We start from the raw sequence: 20,763 nt of genomic DNA, 5'->3' as shown, positions 1-20,763 counted from the left end.
GGTCTGGCAACCTTTTGTCAGGACATTTGTCGTATCACCGCTCAAGGCCCGCTGATTCCCCCAGGTCCGTAGAGGTAAATTGAGTATTCTCCCATGTTTAGACCGATGCCCGTCAAAGATCATTCCGCTGAGCCGATCCTCAACACAGAGCGCGAGGAATTTCTGTACTTTGACGGGCGAACCATTGCCTCGCCTGCCTTCCGCATTCTTGTCTGGTGTGAGGGCAGTTGGCGTGATCCGGGCAATCGCGATTCGCTTTGGGCGATTTCGGACCTGTTTTTCGAGCGTTGGGGCGCGCAGCTTCGCAATGCGACCTTTCGAACCGAGGCAGGCCTACACAAGACACTGCCCGTCTCCGATCATGTTCTGAATGCGGCCCGCGAGGCGCTGTCAGGCGGCAAATCGGACGAGCCGCTGGACTTGCGTCTGGCCGGCTGGATCGACGCGCCGCATTTTATCGAATCGACACCCTGCCTGCGGGTGGGAGAAAGCCACGGCCTCGCCTATCTGGCGCTGGAACTGCCGCATGAGGCGGCTGATTTGACGCAGTTCTCTGAGCAGGCCAGTCAGATCATCGAGGCGATGGCACTGCGCTGCGCTGTCGTGGGCTATGGCTGCTTTTTGCCCGATTATATGGAAAGCCTGATGTTCAATTGCCCGGCGATGATGCAGCGCAAACCTGCCGCGATCGAGGTATCGCCGCGCGGTGCCGCCGCCTGCCTGAATCCGGCTGTCCGGGCCAAGGCCGAAGACCGGCCACCGCATATCGCAGATATCGGCTGGCGCACCATGTTGGGGCCGGTTTTTCAGGATACGCTGCCTGATCTGTCGCAATTGCAGTCTCTGGGCTGCGGCATCAGCGTCAGTCGCCGTAACGGCGTCACCTCGATTACCGCCGGTGCCGAGCCGGGCTGGGGGCGCGTCGGGGCTGATGCCGAACTGCTGGCCTATCGCCGGATCGCCGAAATTCTAAGCCCGTTCCAGATCCCCCTTCGCCTCGCCCAAAGCCATCTTTTCGGCGCGCCGACGGATGATCCCGAACGTGAGGCGCGTGTCAGATCCTATCTGCGTCGTTTCGAGTAGTGATCGTCAACCCGGACCACTGCCCGGAACCATGCCGCCCCGTCACACGCGTTCTGGGCAAAGCTGCGCCGTCAGCCATTTCCGGCAATCTCGTCATCCTCCCTTGAGCCGCCCGGCCTGCGCGACTAATCCTGTCAGAACGGCCCCGTGCCGATATCGCCCGGACAACCGGGTGCTCAGGACGACAGGCAGGAGGAACGGAATATGTCATATGTCTCGCGCCATGGGTTGGAAGTGGCAGCGCCGCTTGCCGATCTGATCGAAACGCAGGTGCTGGCCGGTGTCGATGCCGATGCCTTCTGGTCGGGCTATGCCGCCATCCTGCGCGATTTGATGCCTGTGAACCGGGCGCTGCTGCAAAAGCGCGAGGCCCTGCAGACGCAGATTGATGACTGGCACAAGCAGCACCGCTCTGAACCGCATGATGCGGCCGGATATCGCGACTTCCTGACCAGCATCGGCTATTTGCAGCCCGCCGCCGCTGATTTCAGGCTTGGCACCGAAAACGTCGATCCCGAAATCGCGGGAAAGGCGGGCCCGCAGCTTGTCGTGCCGGTGATGAACGCGCGATTTGCGCTGAACGCGGCAAACGCCCGTTGGGGCTCGCTCTATGATGCGCTTTACGGAACCGATGCGATCCCCGGCACGCCTGAGGGCAAGGGCTTTGACGCCGAACGCGGCGCGCAGGTGATTGCCTGGGCGCGCGCGCATCTGGACGATGTCGTTCCGCTGGATCAAGGGAGTTGGGCGGATGTGGCAGCGCTGTCTGTCGCGGACGGGGCGCTGCGCGTGACACTGCCCGATGGCGCAACCGGGCTGGCCGATGCCGCGCAGTTCGCCGGTTACGCCGGGGCCGGCGATATCTTTTTGCGCGTCAACGGCCTCTTGATGCGCATTGTGATCAACCGCGACAGCCCGATCGGCCGCGATGATCCTGCCGGGATCGCCGATGTGGTGCTGGAAAGCGCGCTGACCGCTATACAGGATTGCGAGGACTCGGTCGCGGCAGTCGATGCCGAGGACAAGTGCCTCGTTTACGCCAATTGGCTGGGGCTGATGAAGGGCGATCTGTCCGAGACATTTACCAAGGGTGGCAAGACCCAGACGCGTCGGCTGAACCCCGACATCGATTATCTAGACCCGGCTGGCCGCCCGATATCGCATCCGGGTCGCGCTTTGCTGCTGGTAAGGAATGTCGGTCATCTGATGCTGACCGATGCGGTGCGCCTGGACGGCGAGGATACGCCCGAAGGCATCATGGACGCCGTCGTGACCGTTGCCGCCGCCATGCATGATCTGCGCAAGACCAGCGGGGCGCGCAACAGCCGCAAGGGATCGGTCTATGTGGTCAAGCCCAAGATGCACGGCGCCGAAGAGGCCGCCTTCGCCGACACGCTGTTCGGTCGGGTCGAGGACTTGCTGGGGTTGCCGCGCAATACCGTCAAGCTGGGCGTCATGGACGAAGAGCGCCGCACATCGGCCAATCTGGCCGCGTGTATTGCTGCGGTGAAAAATCGCTGCGTGTTCATCAATACCGGCTTTCTTGATCGCACCGGGGATGAGATCCACACCTCGATGCAGGCGGGGCCGATGGTGCCCAAGGCCGAGATGAAATCCGCCGCCTGGCTGTCGGCCTATGAGGATGGCAATGTCGACACCGGCCTTGCCTGTGGATTGGCGGGACGCGCCCAGATCGGAAAGGGCATGTGGGCCAAGCCCGACGAGATGGCGGCGATGCTGGCAGAGAAAATCGGCCATCCCCTGGCGGGCGCCAATACTGCCTGGGTGCCGTCGCCGACCGCAGCGACGTTGCACGCGACGCATTATCACCGCGTCGATGTGGCAGAGGTGCAAGAGGGTCTGTCGGACCGGCCGCATGCCTCGCAAGAGGCCCTGTTGACGCTGCCTCTGTTGCGCGGGCGCAATCTGTCGGCCGAGGAAATCCGGCACGAGCTGGACAATTCTTGCCAGTCGATTCTGGGATATGTCGTTCGTTGGGTAGATCAGGGCGTCGGCTGTTCGAAAGTGCCCGATATCAACGACGTGGCGCTGATGGAGGATCGGGCCACGCTGCGGATATCAGCGCAGCACCTGGCCAACTGGCTGATGCATGGCCTGTGCGATGTCGACGATATCGACGCCGCGCTGCGCCGCATGGCCCCCAAGGTCGATCAACAAAATGCCGGTGACCCTGACTATCAGCCGATGGCGCCCGGGTTTGATGGCATCGCATTTACCGCGGCGCGCGATCTGATCTTGCAGGGTGCCAGTCAGCCATCGGGTTATACCGAGCCTTTGCTGCATGCGGCGCGGCGTCGGGCCAAGGCGGCCAATATTGGCTAAAGGCCAGCCGCTGGCCGGACTGACCCGGCTGGCCGGTGCGGTGAGCCTGAGGAAGGGGCGATCATGACACCACAGGCGCGGATTGCCGCAGCGATTGAGATCCTCGATGGGATCGGGGGCGGATTGCCGGCGGAACAGGCGTTGTTGCGCTGGTCGCGACGCAGCCGCTTTGCCGGGTCGGGGGATCGGGCGGCTGTTCGGGATCTGGTCTTCGATGCCTTGCGCTGTCGCACAAGCTATTCTGTCTGGGGCGGCAAGAGGGATGGCCGTGGCCTGATGCTGGGCCGGCTTCGCGCCGAGGCTGCCGATCCTGCGCAGATGTTCACCGGTCAAGGCCATGCGCCGGCGCCGCTGAGCGAGGATGAATTGGCAGCAGGCAGCCCGCCGGACCCGCATCAGCAGATGAACCTGCCAGAATGGCTGCACCCATTATGGGAAAGATCGCTGGCGGATCAGGCGGGGCCGATTGCCCGTGCCATGTCCTCGCGCGCGCCGATCTGGCTGCGGGTCAACACCGCCAAGGCGACGCGAGAGGGCGCCATCGCGTCGCTGGCCGAAAACGGGGTAGAGGCCGAGGCCGATCCGCGTTTGCCCACTGCGCTGCAGGTGCGCAGCGGTGGCCGTCGCATCAACGCCGCGGCTGCCTATCTTGAGGGCTGGGTCGAGTTGCAGGATCTGTCGCCGCAACTGGCCTGCGCGTCGCTGCCGCTGCGCGATGGCGCATGTGTTCTGGATTATTGTGCCGGCGGTGGGGGCAAGGCACTGGCGCTGGCGGCGCGCGCTGATCTCAGCATCGACGCGCATGATGCTGAACCGCGCCGCATGGCCGATCTGCCAGCGCGTGCGGCGCGCGCGGGTGCAACGATCCGTCTCGTCGAGCAGCCTCAAGGGCTTTATGATCTGGTGGTTGCGGATGTGCCCTGCTCTGGTTCGGGCACTTGGAGGCGGGCACCTGATGCAAAATGGTCGTTTGATAGCAGTCGCTTGAATGAGTTAACTCAAGTTCAGGATGAGATTTTGGCGACAGCCGCGCTTCATGTCGGGCCGGGGGGGCATCTTGCCTATATGACCTGTTCGCTGCTGCGGGAAGAAAACGATGACCGTGTCGCGGCCTTCCTTGCGGCTTCGGCGGATTTTCAGTTGATCGATCAGCGCCGGTGGTCGCCCATGGATGCCAGCGATGGCTTTTTCCTGGCGCTCTTTCGAAAGTCGGACGAGTGAATTCCTTGATCCGCAAGGCACGTCTTAACGCGATATTAACAAACGATCGGCAGGATCTGGTTCGGCGGGATCAGTTCAAAGGACGAATCATGGCTCGATGGGAACGCCTGATCGGTTTGCCGCGTAACGCAATCGTATTCCTGCCCGCACTGATGCTGCCGGCATTGCTGGGCAGTGCGCTGCTGGTGATGTTTCCCGACAGCAGCAGCGGCAAGGCGGCGATCATCTTCGCCACGATCGCGGTGGCGTGGTATATCCTGGGCGGGGCGATGTCCCTGCTGCAGGCTGCGCGTGGCATGGCGGGTCGGCGGGCGCTGTCGGCCATCAAATCAGAGGTTGTCGCCGCACCCGAGCCTATCTGGATCACCGATTCCGATGGATTGGTCCTGTTTCAGAATGCCGCCTCGCTGGACGGGTTCGGGGATATCGTCGGGCGCAGTATCCTGACGTGGATTGCCCATATTCGCGCCGATGCCAGCAACCTGATCGAAGACCTGATGAACCGCGCCGACCGATCGGGATTTGCAGAGGCCGAATTGCCTGATGGCGACGTGTTGGCACTGGGCCGTTCGGTGGATGCGCCCTTGCAGATCTGGTCCTATCACGGCCTCGATGAAGCGAGCTCGGATGAGGCCGAGGAGGATGACAGCGAACCCGAACCGGAGGACGAGTTCGACGCATTGCCGGTCTCATTGCTGCGCCTGTCGGGTGACGGCATCGTGCGCCGTGCAAACCCGACCGCCCGGCGCCTGCTGGGCAGCAGTCCGATTGACATTCATCTGGGCAAGATCCTCGAAGGTCCGGGACGCCCCGTGGGGGACTGGTTGGCCGATGTGGCCGCCGGGCGCACCGATCAGCGCGCCGAGATGCTGCGACTGCGCGGCGCTGATACCGACCGGCATTTCCAGATTTCCCTTGCCCGCGATCCCGTGCAGGCCTCCGGCCATATCGCGGTTCTGACAGATGCCAGTGCCTTGAAGACGCTGGAGGCACAGTTCGTCCAAAGCCAGAAGATGCAGGCCATCGGGCAGTTGGCGGGGGGCGTCGCGCATGATTTCAACAATCTGCTGACGGCAATCAGCGGGCATTGCGAACTGTTGATGATGCGTCACGACAAGGCTGATCAGGATTATGCCGATCTGGATCAGATCAGCCAGAACGCCAATCGCGCTGCGGCACTGGTCAGTCAGCTGCTGGCCTTTTCACGCAAGCAGACGATGAAGCCCGAAATCCTGGATCTGCGCGATATCCTGGCCGATCTGACCCATTTGCTGAACCGTCTGGTGGGTGGCCGCGTTGCCCTGAACATTCTGCACGATGCACAACTGCTGCCGATCCGCGCCGACAAGCGCCAGCTTGAGCAGGTCATCATGAATCTGGTGGTGAATGCGCGTGACGCGATGCCGTCGGGCGGCGATATCACGATTCAGACCCGCAATATCCATCTGGACGAGGCATTCGAACGGGATCGCGCGGTTCTGGCCAAGGGCTCCTATGTGATGGTCGAACTGCGCGATGAAGGCAACGGGATCGCGCCCAAGCACCTGACCAAGATATTCGAGCCGTTCTTTACGACCAAGCGCACCGGCGAGGGAACCGGCCTGGGATTGTCGACCGTCTACGGCATCATCAAGCAAACCGGAGGCTTCATCTTTTGTGACAGCACATTGGGGCAGGGAACTGTTTTCACGCTGTATTTCCCTGCCCATGAGGGCGCCAAGCCCAAGGAACTGGAAAAGGCTGCCGGCGCAGCGCAGATGCTGACCGAAACCAGCGGCGCCACGATCCTGCTGGTCGAAGATGAGGCACCGGTCCGTGCCTTCGCGGCACGGGCCTTGCGTTTGAAGGGCTATGAAGTGCTAGAGGCCGAGAACGCCGAGGCCGCGCTGGCGCTGCTGTCGGATAGCGACGTCCAGATCGATGTCTTTGTAACCGATGTGGTCATGCCCGGGATGGATGGCCCCAGCTGGGTCCGCAGCGCGCTGCGCGACCGGCCAGAGACACGGGTCGTGTTCATCTCGGGCTATAGCGAAGAGATCTTTGCCGAAGGGCAAAGCCCGGTGCCAAATTCGGTGTTCCTGGCCAAGCCCTTTTCGCTGGCCGAACTGACCCAGACGGTCGCGCGTCATCTGGCCGGAGACAATGACGACACGTGATCCGTGTCGGCCCGAAATTGCCCGCCGGACATTGCGCATGATTTTGGTGATCCCCCGATGATGCCGCAATGCGCGCAAATGGCTGGTCCGTTGCCCAACGGCCTGATTGGCCAGCGCGTGGCGCTAGATGGTTTCGTACAAGGCGATATCGGCGGCCATTGCTTGCCGCAGCGCCTGTTCATCCGGGCCTGCCAAATCGACATCGACGGTCGGTGGCACGTTCAGCCGGGGCAGGCTGATGGCGCAATCCAGCTGATCCTCGAGGAAATCGACAAAATTCTGCATCTCTTCATAGCGGAAAATGCGGTCAACCGTCCGCCCTTGGCTTGAAAGAAAGCGATGCTGAGGCACAAGATTCAGATGTTGCGGGCCATCGGGGCTGGCATAGTCGTGCGCGAACTGCGCAAAGCTGACGCCCTCCATCCGGTGTTCCGGGTCCTCATGATCGTCGCGCAGCTTGAAGCGGTACCAGCTGCGCAGCCATTCGACCGGCTCGCGCATCAGCGCGACGGTTGTAAACGTGCTGCCCGCTGCTGATTCCAGCCAGGGAAGCACATGGGCGTCGAGGGTCGCCTTGTCGACATGCTTCAGCGCGGCTGGTCGCTGCATGGCCACAGCGGCCAGCGGCTCCAGCGCGGCCTCGATGGCGGTCGAGCCGGCCTTTGGTGTCGCCAGAAAGACCAGCCTGGGTTCCCAGAAAATCAGCATAGGGTCCTGTTTCCCTTCCTCGCGTCAAAGCCTTGAGGGGATAACCGGCGGGTTGGGCGCTGTAAACCGTTTCTTAATATTCGCCGTGCCAGGATCGCCCAAGCATTGGCTGATCGGATGCAGATGAGGCTTGCGTCAGGCCTTATTTTCGCGCATGAGTGTGAGAACAGGTGGTGAACATGCCTGTGAAGTCGAGGCAGATTGCCCATCAGCGGGGCGTATGAAATAACGGGCGAGGATATGATGGCGACGGCGAGTATTCTGGACATGAACGATAAACGCAGCGCGGACAAACAGAAGGCGCTGGACAGCGCCCTGGCGCAGATCGAACGGCAATTCGGCAAGGGTTCGATCATGAAACTGGGCAAGGACAGCCCGGTGACCGAGATCGAGGCGACCTCGACCGGATCGCTTGGGCTGGACATCGCACTGGGCATTGGCGGGCTGCCAAAAGGGCGCATCGTCGAGATCTATGGGCCTGAAAGCAGCGGCAAGACGACGCTGACGCTGCACGCGGTGGCAGAAGAACAGAAAAAAGGCGGGGTTTGCGCGTTCGTTGACGCAGAACATGCGCTGGACCCGCAATATGCACGAAAGCTGGGTGTGAACCTTGACGAGCTGCTGATCAGCCAGCCCGATACGGGCGAACAGGCGCTGGAAATTGTGGATACGTTGGTGCGTTCGGGTGCGGTCAGCATGGTGGTGATCGATTCGGTCGCCGCGCTGACCCCGAAAGCCGAGATCGAGGGCGATATGGGGGACCATCAGGTTGGTGCCCAGGCCCGCTTGATGAGCCAGGCGATGCGCAAACTGACCGCCAGCATTGGTCGCAGCAATTGCATGGTGATCTTCATCAACCAGATCAGGATGAAGATCGGCGTGATGTTCGGCAGCCCCGAAACCACCTCTGGCGGCAACGCGCTTAAGTTTTATGCCTCGGTCCGCCTGGATATCCGCCGCATTGGCTCGATCAAGGATCGCGACGAGGTGGTGGGCAACACCACGCGGGTCAAGGTCGTCAAGAACAAGGTCGCGCCCCCCTTTCGGCAGGTCGAATTCGACATCATGTATGGTGAGGGCATCAGCAAGATGGGCGAGTTGGTCGATCTGGGCGTCAAGGCCGGCGTGGTCGAGAAATCGGGGTCATGGTATTCCTATGGCGACGAGCGCATCGGCCAGGGCCGCGAGAACGCCAAGCAATATCTGAGGGATCACGCGGATATCGCCTATGCGATCGAGGACAAGATCCGAGCCAGCCACGGTCTGGATTTCGGCACGGGCGAGGGCGCCGGTGACGAGCTTTTGTCGGAAGACTAATCCGAGCTTCGCATTCTGATCTGGTGAAAAGGCGCAGGCGAACCTGCGCCTTTTCGTCCCTTGACGGCCGGGGGCAGGCGAATACGCCCGAAGGCATGGCCGCACCCCGAATTACTCTACAGCGGGCGATGACTGCAGGGTTGCTGGACAGGCGCGCGCGCTGCGGCTAGACCAAAGCGCGAACCGGCAAGGCCGGCACGACCCTGTACCCTTCTGCGAAAAAGGCCCAAGATGCCCAGCCTGAACGATATCCGTTCCACATTTCTGAACTTTTACGAAAAGAACGGCCACCGGATCGTGGACAGCAGCCCTTTGGTGCCGCGCAACGATCCGACGCTGATGTTCGCCAATTCAGGCATGGTGCAGTTCAAGAATCTGTTCACCGGCGTCGAGACGCGCGACTATACCCGCGCCACGACCTCGCAGAAATGCGTGCGGGCAGGCGGCAAGCACAATGATCTGGACAACGTCGGCTACACCGCGCGTCACCACACGTTCTTTGAGATGCTGGGGAATTTCAGCTTTGGCGATTATTTCAAAGAGCAGGCGATCCCCTATGCCTGGGAGTTGCTGACCAAAGAATTCGGCATCCCCAAGGATAAGCTGCTGGTCACGGTGTATCACACCGATGATGAGGCCGCGTCTATCTGGAAGAAGGTCGCCGGCCTGTCGGATGACAGGATCATCCGCATCGCGACCAATGACAACTTCTGGCAGATGGGGCCGACCGGGCCATGTGGGCCCTGCACCGAGATTTTCTACGATCACGGCGACAAGATCTGGGGCGGGCCTCCGGGCTCTGCCGATGAGGATGGCGACCGCTTTATCGAGATCTGGAACCTCGTCTTCATGCAGTTCGAGCAGTTCGAAGACGGCAGCATGAAGGATCTGGCGGCGCAGTCGATTGACACCGGCATGGGGCTGGAGCGCATCGGCGCGCTGTTGCAGGGCAAGCACGACAATTACGACACCGACCTGATGCGCAGCCTGATAGAGGCCAGCGCCAATGCGACCAGCAGCGATCCCGACGGTCCGGGCAAGGTGCACCACCGGGTGATCGCGGATCACCTGCGCTCGACCTCGTTCCTGATTGCGGACGGGGTGATGCCGTCGAATGAGGGGCGCGGTTATGTGCTGCGCCGGATCATGCGTCGGGCGATGCGCCATGCGCATATGCTGGGTGCGCAGGACCCGGTGATGTTCAAGCTGGTGCCGGCGCTGGTCCGCCAGATGGGCGCCGCCTATCCCGAACTCAGCCGCGGTCAGGCCATGATCGAGGAAACGCTGAAAAGCGAGGAAACCCGCTTTCGCCAGACGCTGGATCGTGGTCTGCGCCTGCTGGATGACGAACTGGCAAAACTGCCCGAGGGTGCCAACCTGCCGGGCGAGTCGGCGTTCAAGCTTTACGATACCTATGGTTTTCCGCTGGATCTGACGCAGGATGCGCTGCGCGAACAGGGCCGCGCGGTGGATGTGGCGGGTTTTGACAGCGCCATGGCCGAGCAAAAGGCCAAGGCACGCGCCGCATGGTCCGGCAGTGGCGAGACCAAGGATGCCGCGATCTGGTATGATTTGGCCGAACAGCACGGCGTGACCGAATTTCTGGGCTATGACACCGAAGAGGCCGAGGGCCAGATCCTGTCACTGGTGAGCGACGGCGCCGAACAGGCCGGCGCCAAACAGGGCGACAAGGTCCAGATTGTGGTCAACCAGTCGCCCTTTTACGCCGAAGCCGGCGGTCAGGTGGGCGATACCGGTCTGATCAAGACAGAGACCGGCGCTGCGCGCGTGACCGATACCCGCAAGGTGGCGGGCGTGTATCTGCATGTGGCCGAGGTGACGCTTGGCGAGATCGCCAAGGGGCAGGCCGCGCAGATGTCGGTCGATCACGACCGGCGTGGTGACATCCGCGCGAACCACTCGGCGACCCATTTGCTGCACGAGGCGCTGCGCCGTGCGCTTGGCGATCATGTCGCGCAGCGGGGCAGCCTGAACGCGCATGATCGGCTGCGCTTCGATTTCAGCCATAACAAGGCGCTGACGCCGGACGAAATCGCTCAGGTCGAGCGTGATGTAAACGATTACATCCGCCAGAACAGCCCGGTCGAGACCCGGATCATGACGCCTGATGACGCCCGCGCAATTGGTGCGCAGGCTTTGTTTGGCGAAAAATACGGTGACGAGGTACGGGTGGTGTCGATGGGGCGTTCGCCCGAGTCGGGCAAGGGCTCTGACGGGCAGACCTATTCGCTGGAACTTTGTGGCGGCACGCATGTCGCCCGCACCGGCGATATCGGCATGTTCGCGTTAAGCAGCGAGGCGGCATCAGCCGCTGGCATCCGCCGGATCGAAGCACTGACCGGGCAGGCGGCGATGGCCGAATTGCGCCGCGTCGATGCGGAGCTGTCCGAAGTTGCGGGCATTCTGAAGGCGCAATCCGGCGATGTGGTCAACAAGGTCCGTGCATTGTCGGACGAGCGCAAGGCGCTGGCCGCCGAGGTCGCGGTTCTGAAACGGCAACTGGCCATGGGCGGCGGTGGCGCAGCCGAGGCCAAGGATATTGGTGGCGTCAAATTCATGGGGCGCCGTGTTGACGGTGTCAGCGGCAAGGAACTGGGACCGCTGGTCGATGAGATGAAGGCGCAACTGGGCAGCGGCGCGGTGCTGGTGCTGGCCGAGGCTGACGGCAAGGCCACGGTCGCCGCTGGCGTGACGCCGGATCTCACCGATCGCATCAGTGCGGTGGCGCTGGTTCAGACGGCGGTTGCCGCGCTTGGCGGCAAGGGCGGCGGTGGCCGGCCTGACCGCGCACAGGGCGGCGCGCCCAATCTGGAGGCCGCGGATGCCGCGATTGCCGAAGCCGAGAAACTGATAGGAGGTGCGGCATGACCGCGTTGTGGATCGCCCATGTCGATGTGACCGATGCCGAGGCCTATGGCCGCTATGCCAAGCTGGCCGGCCCGGCGATTGCCGCGCATGGCGGCGTGTTCCTGTCACGGGCAGGCCGCTATATCCAGCTTGAAGGCAACGACCGCGCGCGAAATGTCGTGGCGCGGTTTCCCAGCCTTGAGGCAGCCGAAGCCTGCTATCGCAGCGATGAATACCAGGCCGCGCTGGAACACGCACGGGGTGCGGCCAAGCGCGATCTGGTTATCGTCGAAGAAACGGCTGAAAGCTAAGCCCGACCTTTAGTCTTTATTCTCGGGCTGGCGTGGCTTTGGCGGCACCGCCGGTTCGATCGTGGGGTTGGAAAAGGGGCGCTTTTCCTGATCTGCCTGCATGTCGGGCTGGGTGTCACTGCCCTCGTTCGCGACCGGGTTGGCGATGGGTTTGGTGCCGTCGTCCAGCTTTTTCGGCGCGGCGGCGTCAGGCAATGGAGGCGTCGGCACCGGTGCCGCAGGCGGAGTGGCCGAGGCCGGGTATTCCGGTTGCGGCGTGTCGGCGGTTGCTGCTGGCGGGGTATCCTCCAGCGCGGCCAGCGGACGACGGAACACCAGCATGTTGTGATAGACAGTGCTGCGTCCCGCGATGCCGCTGCGTTCCTCGGAGGGCAGGGTTTCGGCGCGGACATAGTTCCAGCCTTCTGCCGCCATCCGGTTCAGCTCTTCTGTCATGGCGATGACATAGCGATCGGTCGGCGTCTTGGCGCCCTTGGCCTTCTCGCCCCGGTTCGGTGCCGGCACGACTGTATATTCGTAGCGCATCTGTTCGTTCCTGAAAAAACCTTGCCCGACTGATAGAGCAGATGCCGTCTCAAGAAAAGTCGATCCGGTCAGCCGCGCCGCGCTGCGCGGCATGCAGCCTTATCGGTCGATGGGCCGCAATGCGCGCGCGGCCGCAGCCCTGATCGCGCGGGTCAGAGGCGCAAGCGGACCTGCGGCAATTCGCGCGACCTGCCAATGCAGCGGGATGTCCAGCGGATGATCGGGAAACAACGCGACCAGAGGCCCGCCATCGGCCGGGTCGCAATGCAGGTCCTCGGGGTTCATCCCCCAACCGACCCCCAACCGCGCCGCGCTGACAAAGGCCTGTGTCGACGGGATCAGATGCGTCGGCGGTGGTGGTGACAGACGCCTTCCGGTCACCTGCCGCAACCAGCGCAACTGCAACGCGTCCTTGGTGTTGAAGGTCAGCATCGGCGCGCGGGACAGGGCCTGCGGCGTGGGACCATTGGGAAAATGCCGGGCCATGAAATCCTCTGACGCCCCGGCCAGATACCGCATCGCCCCAAGGGGAAAACTGTCGCAGCCGGGAACGGGGCCGGGATCAGCCGTGATCGCCGCCGCGACCTGACCGGCGCGCAGCCATTGATCCGCATGATCCTGATCGTCGATCACCAGATCCAACAGCCCTGGCGCCGCCGCCAGCGCCGGCATCGCCCAGGTGGCAAGGCTGTCGGCATTGACGGCGACGCGGATAACAGGTTGCGGGCCGGATGCCCCGTGCAGGTCTGCCTCTAGCAGCATCACCTGATCGTAATGCGCGATCAGCCGCGCCCCTTGTTCCGTCGGTTCGGGCGGCGGGCCGCGATGGATCAAAACGGCGCCCGTGCGTTCCTCCAACGTCTTGATGCGTTGCGAGATTGCCGATTGGGTGACGCCAAGCGCCGCGGCGGCACCCTCGAAAGAGCCGGTGCGTATGACCTGCGCCAGTGCTGCAAGGGCGGGATAATCCAGCATGAGTATTAGATCGTCTAATTTCGATTTAGTGAATTAAATTTTACTTATAGGCCAGGAAATGGCAATCCCCGGCAGCAATTGCAGAAGGCAGAACATGCAAACCTACCTCGCCGGCATGGGCACCGGGCTGTCATTGATCCTTGCCATTGGCGCGCAAAATGCCTTTGTCCTGCGTCAGGGGCTGATGCGCCAGCACGTCTTTGCCGTCTGTCTGTTCTGTGCGGTTTCGGACGCGGTGCTGATCGCGCTTGGCGTCGGCGGTGCCGGGGCCATCGGTGAAAACCTGCCCTGGCTGATGCCGGTCATGCGCTATGGCGGCGCGGCTTTTCTGATCTGGTATGGTTTGAGGTCATTTCGCGCGGCGGCACGCGGAGGCGAGGCCTTGCAGGCCGCTGCGAATGGCCGCGGGGCTGGATTGGCGGCGACGATGGGCACGATTGCCTTGCTGACCTGGGCCAACCCGCATGTGTATCTGGATACGGTTGTGCTGCTGGGCGCTGTCTCGGCACGGTTCGAGGACAAGCAGGCCTTTGCCGCAGGCGCCATTAGCGGCTCATTCCTGTTTTTCTTTGCGCTCGGCTATGGCGCAAGGCTGCTGGCCCCGGTTTTCGCAAGGCCGCGCGCATGGCAAGTTCTGGAATTCGGCGTTGGCGGTGTCATGTGGGCGATTGCGCTCAGCCTGCTGCTGGGGTGATGCTTGGCGCTTGCGGCTGGTGCGAAAACGCGGCATCTGCAGATAATGCAAATCGACGCAACCACACGCCGGGATCTGACCGGCATTGGCTGGATGCTGGTGACAGGGCTGTGCTTTGTCGCCGTCAACGCGATTGTGCGCGGGCTGGAGGGGGCGCTGCCTGCGCCACAGGCGGCCTTTATCCGCTTTGTCATCGGGCTGGTCTTTCTGCTGCCGATGCTTGTGCCGGTGTTGCGAAAGGGCTTTCCACGGGACGTCTGGCGAATGTTTGCCTTGCGCGGCGTGCTGCATATGGCGGCGGTGATCGCCTGGTTTTACGCCATGTCGCGGATCACCGTGGCCGAGGCGACGGCAATCGGTTTTCTCAACCCGATCATCGTGACCGTGGGCGCGGCGCTGTTTCTGGGTGAAAAGCTGGCCGGACGACGGGCCGCGGCTATTGCGGTGGCGCTGCTGGGGGCACTGATCGTGCTGCGGCCGGGCTTGCGCCCGCTGGATCCGGGGCACCTGTCGCAGGTTCTGGCCGCGATCTGTTTCGGCGCCTCGTATATCGTTGCCAAGACGCTGGCCGAGCGGGTGCCGGCCAGCACGGTCGTGGCGATGCTGTCACTGACGGTTGCAATCGGTCTGGCGCCGGTCGCGATTGCTGTCTGGGTGCCGCCGACATTGGGGCAGATTGCGTGGCTGGCGCTGGTGGCGCTGTTTGCCACAGCAGGGCACTACACCATGACGCGGGCCTTTGCTGCCGCGCCGATGACGGTCACGCAGCCGGTTACATTCCTGCAGTTGATCTGGGCCAGTCTAGTGGGTGCGCTGATCTTTGCCGAGCCGGTGGATAGCTGGGTTTTGCTGGGCGGCGGGCTGATGATCGGCGCGATCAGCTATATTACCTGGCGCGAAGCCCGACTGCGGGTGCGCACCAAGACGCCGATCGCCAGCGCGACCAAGGCCTAGAACTGGACGAAACGGCCTTTGCCGGCAGACCACAGGCGGGCCTGCGGCTATTGATCCGGGCGAGCCTGCATCTTGTCACATGTCTTTTTCGACGAGGAAATTGTTGAACCAACAGGTGACCAGGCGCGGTCCTTGCGACGGACGAAACGTGCGGCCAATCTTGCTAGGCCATTGAAATATATATATCAGTTTAAACGAGTATCAATAACAGAAGTGAACGGAACCACCGGCGCGAATGGTGCAAGGATCCTGGCCTCTGGCCGCATGGGGCGAAAAAAGCTGGCGGTCCGGCATCGCGCCAACGGCGAGATTTAGGTCGAAAACGCAAGGGCCTGACAAATCGTGCATTCCCGTCGTCCATCGCGTGGCGGGAATGGGCTCTTCTTAGCGATTTGGATCGGTTTTGCTGACTGCTTAGCGGTTTGGCCACAGACCGGCATGCCGGTTCACGTCCTTATAGAGCAGATATCGGAATGGTCCCGGCCCGCCCGCATAGCAGGCCTGCGGGCAAAAGGCGCGCAGCCACATGAAATCGCCGGGGCCGACCTCGACCCAATCGCGGTTCAGGCGGTAAACGGCCTTGCCCTCCAGCACGAACAGCCCGTGTTCCATGACATGGGTTTCGGCAAAGGGAATGCTGCCGCCGGGTTTGAACGTCACCACGGTGATATGCATGTCATGGCGCAGATCCGCGGGGTCCATGAACCGCGTCGTGGCCCAGGCACCATCGGTATCGGGCATGGGCGAGGGCGCAATGTCCTGTTCCTGCGCGGCAAAGGCCTGCGGTTTTTCGATGCCGGGGCTGGGCTGCCACCGCTTGCGCCACCAGTGAAAGCCGGTATTGCCGTCGCCCGAATTGCGAACCGACCAGTCAGTGCCCGCCGGGATATAGGCAAAGCCGCCGGGCGTCAGGTGATGATCCGTGCCGTCGATCGACACGTCCAATGCGCCGCCGGTCACAAAGATTGCGTGCTGGATTTCGGGGTCATAATCGGGTGCGTCGCTGCCGCCGTCGGGGGCCAGTTCGACGATATACTGGCTGAACGTCTCGGCAAATCCGGTCAGCGGACGCGCCAGCATCCACATCCGCATTCCAGTCCAGCCGGGCAGATAGCTGGTGACGATATCGCGCATGGTTGAACTGGGAATGACGGCGTAAGCCTCTGTAAAGACGGCGGTATCCGTGGTTAGCCCGGTCTGCGGCGGCAGGCCCGCTACGGGGCCGGCATAGGGGCCATCCAACCGGGGCTGGCGCAGATCAACGGGGTCGCCGATGGGCGCGCCTTTGGGTGGGGTATCGGTCATTTCAGGGCCTCTTGCAGGCGAAGTTCACCGATGCGCGCGACCTGACGCTCGGCCTCGGTGCGCTCGGTCGCGGTGTCATGCTCGAGGCGCCGGGTCATGGCGCGCTGGATGCCGGCCTTGTCGTGATCGCGCACGGCAATGATGAAGGGAAAACCGTGCTTGTCGGTATAGGCGTCGTTCAGCCGGGTGAACTCGGCGCGTTCTGCGTCGGTCAGCGCATCCAGCCCGGCGCTGGCCTGCTCACTGGTGCTGTCGGCCGTCAGACGCTTGGCCTCGGCCAGCTTGCCGGCCAGATCGGGATGCGCGCGCAGAACGGCCAGCCGTTCGTCGTCGCTGGCGGCGCGAAATACCTGTGCCATGCGTGCGGCCAGCCCGGCGGCGCTGTCATGGGCGGCGCCCATCTCTGCGTCCCAGACCCGCTCGGCGATCCATGCAGAGTGCTCGTAGATGCCGCCGAACCGCGCGACGAACTCGTCGCGCTCCATCTGTGAAGGCTGCACCTGTTGCGGCCTGAACGGATGGACCCTTGCCCAATGGCGCGCAATATCCAGACGCGAGGCGAACCAGACGCCTTCACGCGCCCGCACATGATCCAGAAACCGCTTGATCGCCATGGCCCGGCCTGGTCTGCCCGCCAGCCGGCAATGCAAGCCGATCGACATCATCTTCGGCGCCCCGGCAGCGCCTTCGGCGTAAAGCACGTCGAAACTGTCACGCAGATAGTCAAAGAACTCGCCGCCGGTGCCAAACCCCTGACCGGATGAAAACCGCATGTCATTGGCGTCCATCGTATAGGGCACCATCAACTGGGGTCGGCCCTGATGCAGATGCCAATAGGGCAGGTCGTCGGCAATCGTATCGGCCAGATATTCAAAGCCGCCCTCTTCGCAGCCAAGCGCGACCGTGTTCATCGAGGTCCGCCCCTGATAAAAGCCGCGCGGGCGTTCGCCGGTGACCTCGGTATGCAGCCGGACTGCCCGGGCGATATGCTCTGCCTCGACCTCGCGCGGAACGTCGCGATAGTCGATCCATTTCAACCCATGCGTCGCAATTTCCCAGCCCGCATCCTGCATGGCGGCGACCTGTCCGGGGCTGCGTTCCAGCGCGGTGGCAACACCGTAGACGGTGACTGGCACATCGCGCAGCAAACGGTGCAACCGCCAGAAACCGGCCCTCGCGCCGTAGTCATAGATCGATTCCATGTTCCAGTGACGCTGGCCGGGCCAGGGCTGCGCGCCGATGATCTCGGACAGGAACGCCTCTGAGGCCGCGTCCCCGTGCTCGATGCTGTTTTCGCCGCCCTCTTCGTAATTCACCACGATTTGCACGGCGATGCGTGCGCCGCCCGGCCATTGCGGATCTGGCGTCTCTTCGCCATATCCGCGCAAATCACGACTGTAACGCATGGTTTTCTCCGGGCGGTGGATGTGCCGCGCCATGAAAGCCGGGTCGCGCAGGCTTGGCAATCCCGCGAATTCAGAATTCACTTTCAACGATTACGATGGGTTAGAGCAGGGCCGCCGCGATCTTGACCCGGATGAGCGAAAACGGACGCCAACTGTCGCCTGTCCCTGTTACCAGGCATGGCTGTCATCCTGACCACAGTGTTCTGGCTGGAGCACTACAGGTAAGCGTCCCGCACGGAACCTAGGGCCATGCCGCATAGGATGGGGCTGGTTCAGCGCGGCGTGCGACCCTGCGGCGAAACCGTGATGGCGGCTCGCCCTGCATGCGGCTGAAAAAGCGGTTGAAATAGGCCGGATCAGCAAAGCCCAGACGAAAGCCAACCTGCGATACCGGCAGGCCGGAATGGGTCAGCAACTCGACCGCCTCACGATGCAGCGCCTCATGCAGCCAGATCTGCGGGGCCTTGCCGGTTGCCCGCCTGACCGCCGCGCCAAGCCGGTCACGGGTGACGCCCAGTGTCTGAGCATAATCGCCGATCTGCCAGTGATCATGCAGGTGCAGCCCGGCCAGCCGGGTAAAGCCCTGCACCAACCCGCCCGTTGCCCGGTCGGGATGGGCGCGGCCTTCGGTCACCCCGCGCCAGAGCTGTATCAGCAGCAGCGCCAACAGATGCGGCGCCATCATTTGCGCCCCCGGCGCATCATTGGCCAGTTCCTGGCGCAGATCGGCCATACGCGGGGAGACCTGCACCTGGCCTGCGCCCGCCGGGACGGACAGGTCCGTTCGCAACAGCCGGGCCAGTTCCTGGCCAAAGGCGCTGGTTGGCAGGGCGAGGGACAGCGGCGCCTGCGCCAGCAGCAGGATCTCGCCCCTACTGCCGGGACGCAGCCGCAATTCGCCGGCCTGACCAGGCGCCAGCCAAATCAAACGCGGTGCCTCAAAGCGTATTTCGTCGCCGTTGCGCAACATCCGTCCGCGGCCTGCATCCAGCGCGACAAGGCAGGCAAGCTCGGGGCGAATGCCAAAGACGGCCTCGGCCAGGGGGCTGCGCACCTGGATCGGTACCATGGTGCTGCGATTGGGCGGTGCCCGTGTCGGGCTTGCATCGCTACCTGTATGTCTATGCGGCATAATAGTACAATTTATCCCAGCAAGAGTGCATTTTATCAAGCGCGGAATAAACATAGGCTTACGCTCTAGGGTCGTCACGATTGCTCTGAGGGGGGCGGGCGTGACGATCCGCTGAAGATGCCCTGGGCGTCAGCGGGAGGATCAAAATCACCATCGACCCATGCAGCGCGCCGCGTGCTGATGGATGGCGGGCATCCGGACGCCGATGATGGTCCTGACGCCGACATTCCCGCGTTGTCTGCACGCCTGCCCGAACGCAGCGGATCGTTCCAAATGGCGCTGAACCGGCCCCGAGTTGAAGAAAAGGACGACAGATGGAAAGCCTAAACCTGTTCATCGACGGCGAACATGTCAGCGCCGAAAATGGCCGCGATTTCGAGCGCACCAATCCGGTGACCGGCGAGGTCGCCACTCGCGCTGCAGCGGCCAGCAAGGCCGATGCGATCCGCGCCGTGGACGCGGCGGCGGCGGCCTTTCCTGAATGGGCAGCGGTCGCGCCGGGCCAAAGGCGGCGGATGCTGCTGAAGGCCGCAGAGGCGCTTGAAGGGCGCGCCGATGATATCGTCGCCGCCATGAAATCCGAGATCGGTGCAACCGAGGCCTGGGCGCGGTTCAACGTCATGCTGGCTGCCGAGATGTTGATCGAGGCGGCGGGCCTGTGCACCCAGATCAAGGGCGAGATCCTGCCCACCAATCGCCCCGGCTCGACCGCCTATGCCGTGCGCCAGCCTGCGGGTGTGGTGCTGGCCATGGCGCCATGGAATGCGCCGGTGATCCTCGGCGTCCGGTCCATCGCGACACCCTTGGCCTGCGGCAATACGGTGGTGATGAAAACCTCTGAGCTATGCCCGCGCACCCATGCGCTGATCCTGGAGGCCGTGGCCGAGGCCGGGCTGCCCAAGGGCGTGGTCAATGCAATCTCGAACGCGCCCGACGACGCCGCCGAACTGGTCGAGACGCTGATTTCTCAGCCTGCCGTGCGCCGCGTGAACTTTACCGGATCGACCCGCGTGGGCCGGATCATCGCCGAAACCTGCGGGCGGCATCTGAAACCCGCGCTGCTGGAACTGGGCGGCAAGGCGCCGTTTATCGTGCTGGACGATGCCGATATCGATGCGGCTGTCGCGGCGGCGGGCTTTGGCGCCTATATGAATCAGGGTCAGATCTGCATGTCGACAGAGCGGATCATCGTCATGGACGCCATTGCCGATGACTTTGTTGCAGCCTTCGCGCGCAAGGTCGAAAGCCTGCCTGCCGGCGATCCATCCGTCGCCGCAGCACCCTTGGGCAGCCTTGTGAACCGCGCCGCCGCTGACCGCATCCGCGATCTGACCGAGGACGCCGTGACCAAGGGCGCACGCCTGCTGGGCGGTGGCGGCGAGGGCACCATACTGAACGCCGCCGCGCTGGACGGGGTGACGCCCTCGATGCGGCTTTATTCCGAGGAAAGCTTTGGCCCGGTCGCCGCGATCATCCGTGTGACCAGCGTGGACGAGGCCGTGCGCGTCGCCAATGAAAGCGATTTCGGACTGGCCGCCGCCGTGTTTGGCCGCGACCAGAATCGCGCCATGGCCGTCGCCCGCCGCATCGAAAGCGGTATTTGCCATGTGAACGGCCCCACGGTCCATGACGAGGCGCAAATGCCCTTTGGCGGGATTAAGGAAAGCGGCTACGGTCGTTTCGGGGGAAGTTGGGGAATCAACGAATTCACCGATTTACGCTGGATCACCACGCAAGATGGCGATCTGCACTATCCAATCTGACA

16 protein-coding genes are annotated in these 20,763 nt (G+C 63.0%); 10 read left to right on the top strand and 6 right to left on the bottom strand.

Annotation, left to right across the window (positions count from 1 at the left end; all coding sequences use genetic code 11):
* The first annotated feature begins 105 nt into the window (after positions 1-105).
* From CUV01_RS00840 to CUV01_RS00825, 4 genes are all read left to right on the top strand, one after another.
* A complete protein-coding gene (locus CUV01_RS00840; protein ID WP_101458817.1) occupies positions 106-1,083 on the top strand; it encodes a hypothetical protein in 978 nt (325 codons plus the stop codon).
* 204 nt (positions 1,084-1,287) lie between these two features.
* Complete coding sequence (locus CUV01_RS00835) at positions 1,288-3,426, top strand: malate synthase G (RefSeq protein ID WP_101458816.1); 2,139 nt, start codon at positions 1,288-1,290, stop codon at positions 3,424-3,426.
* A gap of 63 nt (positions 3,427-3,489) precedes the next feature.
* The gene (locus CUV01_RS00830; RefSeq protein WP_101458815.1) at positions 3,490-4,647 is read left to right on the top strand and encodes an RsmB/NOP family class I SAM-dependent RNA methyltransferase; all 1,158 of its coding nucleotides are present in this window, start codon (positions 3,490-3,492) and stop codon (positions 4,645-4,647) included.
* A gap of 89 nt (positions 4,648-4,736) precedes the next feature.
* On the top strand, positions 4,737-6,803 hold the full coding sequence (locus tag CUV01_RS00825) for a hybrid sensor histidine kinase/response regulator (protein ID WP_101461762.1): 2,067 nt from the start codon (positions 4,737-4,739) through the stop codon (positions 6,801-6,803).
* Between the two features lie 123 nt (positions 6,804-6,926).
* Here the strand turns inward: CUV01_RS00825 and CUV01_RS00820 are convergent, their stop codons facing one another.
* Positions 6,927-7,511, bottom strand: a complete 585-nt coding sequence (locus CUV01_RS00820; RefSeq protein ID WP_101458814.1) for a sulfotransferase family 2 domain-containing protein — start codon at positions 7,509-7,511, stop codon at positions 6,927-6,929.
* A gap of 243 nt (positions 7,512-7,754) precedes the next feature.
* Here CUV01_RS00820 and recA point away from each other — a divergent pair, with 243 nt between their 5' ends.
* The 3 genes from recA to CUV01_RS00805 all read left to right on the top strand — a co-directional run bounded on the left by recA (position 7,755) and on the right by CUV01_RS00805 (position 12,007).
* Positions 7,755-8,828, top strand: a complete 1,074-nt coding sequence (gene recA, locus CUV01_RS00815; RefSeq protein ID WP_101461761.1) for a recombinase RecA — start codon at positions 7,755-7,757, stop codon at positions 8,826-8,828.
* Positions 8,829-9,059: 231 nt separating this feature from the next.
* Positions 9,060-11,717: an alanine--tRNA ligase gene (gene alaS / locus CUV01_RS00810; protein WP_101458813.1), complete on the top strand. Its 2,658-nt coding sequence runs from the start codon at positions 9,060-9,062 to the stop codon at positions 11,715-11,717.
* A complete protein-coding gene (locus tag CUV01_RS00805) occupies positions 11,714-12,007 on the top strand; it encodes a DUF1330 domain-containing protein (RefSeq protein WP_101458812.1) in 294 nt (97 codons plus the stop codon). The genes alaS and CUV01_RS00805 overlap by 4 nt, the downstream gene beginning before the upstream one ends.
* A gap of 9 nt (positions 12,008-12,016) precedes the next feature.
* Here CUV01_RS00805 and CUV01_RS00800 read toward each other — a convergent pair whose 3' ends face one another.
* Positions 12,017-12,532: a DUF4177 domain-containing protein gene (locus CUV01_RS00800; RefSeq protein WP_157994743.1), complete on the bottom strand. Its 516-nt coding sequence runs from the start codon at positions 12,530-12,532 to the stop codon at positions 12,017-12,019.
* 99 nt (positions 12,533-12,631) lie between these two features.
* Entirely contained in the window at positions 12,632-13,507 is an 876-nt protein-coding gene (locus tag CUV01_RS00795) for a LysR family transcriptional regulator ArgP (RefSeq protein WP_101458810.1), read from the bottom strand.
* A gap of 94 nt (positions 13,508-13,601) precedes the next feature.
* On the opposite strand from CUV01_RS00795, the gene CUV01_RS00790 reads away from it, so the two are divergent.
* Both CUV01_RS00790 and CUV01_RS00785 read left to right on the top strand, forming a co-directional pair.
* The gene (locus CUV01_RS00790) at positions 13,602-14,201 is read left to right on the top strand and encodes a LysE/ArgO family amino acid transporter (protein WP_101458809.1); all 600 of its coding nucleotides are present in this window, start codon (positions 13,602-13,604) and stop codon (positions 14,199-14,201) included.
* A gap of 45 nt (positions 14,202-14,246) precedes the next feature.
* Positions 14,247-15,155, top strand: a complete 909-nt coding sequence (locus CUV01_RS00785) for a DMT family transporter (RefSeq protein ID WP_232962370.1) — start codon at positions 14,247-14,249, stop codon at positions 15,153-15,155.
* A gap of 414 nt (positions 15,156-15,569) precedes the next feature.
* Here the strand turns inward: CUV01_RS00785 and CUV01_RS00780 are convergent, their stop codons facing one another.
* From CUV01_RS00780 to CUV01_RS00770, 3 genes are all read right to left on the bottom strand, one after another.
* Complete coding sequence (locus CUV01_RS00780; protein WP_101458808.1) at positions 15,570-16,460, bottom strand: bifunctional allantoicase/(S)-ureidoglycine aminohydrolase; 891 nt, start codon at positions 16,458-16,460, stop codon at positions 15,570-15,572.
* Positions 16,457-17,866 carry an allantoinase PuuE gene (gene puuE, locus CUV01_RS00775; RefSeq protein ID WP_101461759.1) on the bottom strand — a complete coding sequence of 470 codons (1,410 nt, stop codon included), beginning with the start codon at positions 17,864-17,866 and terminating at the stop codon, positions 16,457-16,459. The genes CUV01_RS00780 and puuE overlap by 4 nt, the downstream gene beginning before the upstream one ends.
* Positions 17,867-18,107: 241 nt before the next feature.
* Positions 18,108-18,935, bottom strand: coding sequence for a helix-turn-helix domain-containing protein (locus CUV01_RS00770; RefSeq protein WP_157994742.1), 828 nt, complete (start codon positions 18,933-18,935; stop codon positions 18,108-18,110).
* Positions 18,936-19,312: 377 nt separating this feature from the next.
* On the opposite strand from CUV01_RS00770, the gene CUV01_RS00765 reads away from it, so the two are divergent.
* The gene (locus tag CUV01_RS00765) at positions 19,313-20,761 is read left to right on the top strand and encodes an aldehyde dehydrogenase (protein WP_101458806.1); all 1,449 of its coding nucleotides are present in this window, start codon (positions 19,313-19,315) and stop codon (positions 20,759-20,761) included.
* Positions 20,762-20,763 lie beyond the last annotated feature (2 nt).

Origin of the sequence: Paracoccus tegillarcae, from assembly GCF_002847305.1 — a bacterium.
GTDB classification, from domain to species: domain Bacteria; phylum Pseudomonadota; class Alphaproteobacteria; order Rhodobacterales; family Rhodobacteraceae; genus Paracoccus; species Paracoccus tegillarcae.
The sequence above is the reverse complement of the archived record's forward strand: the minus strand, read 5'-3'. Positions and strand labels throughout refer to the sequence as shown.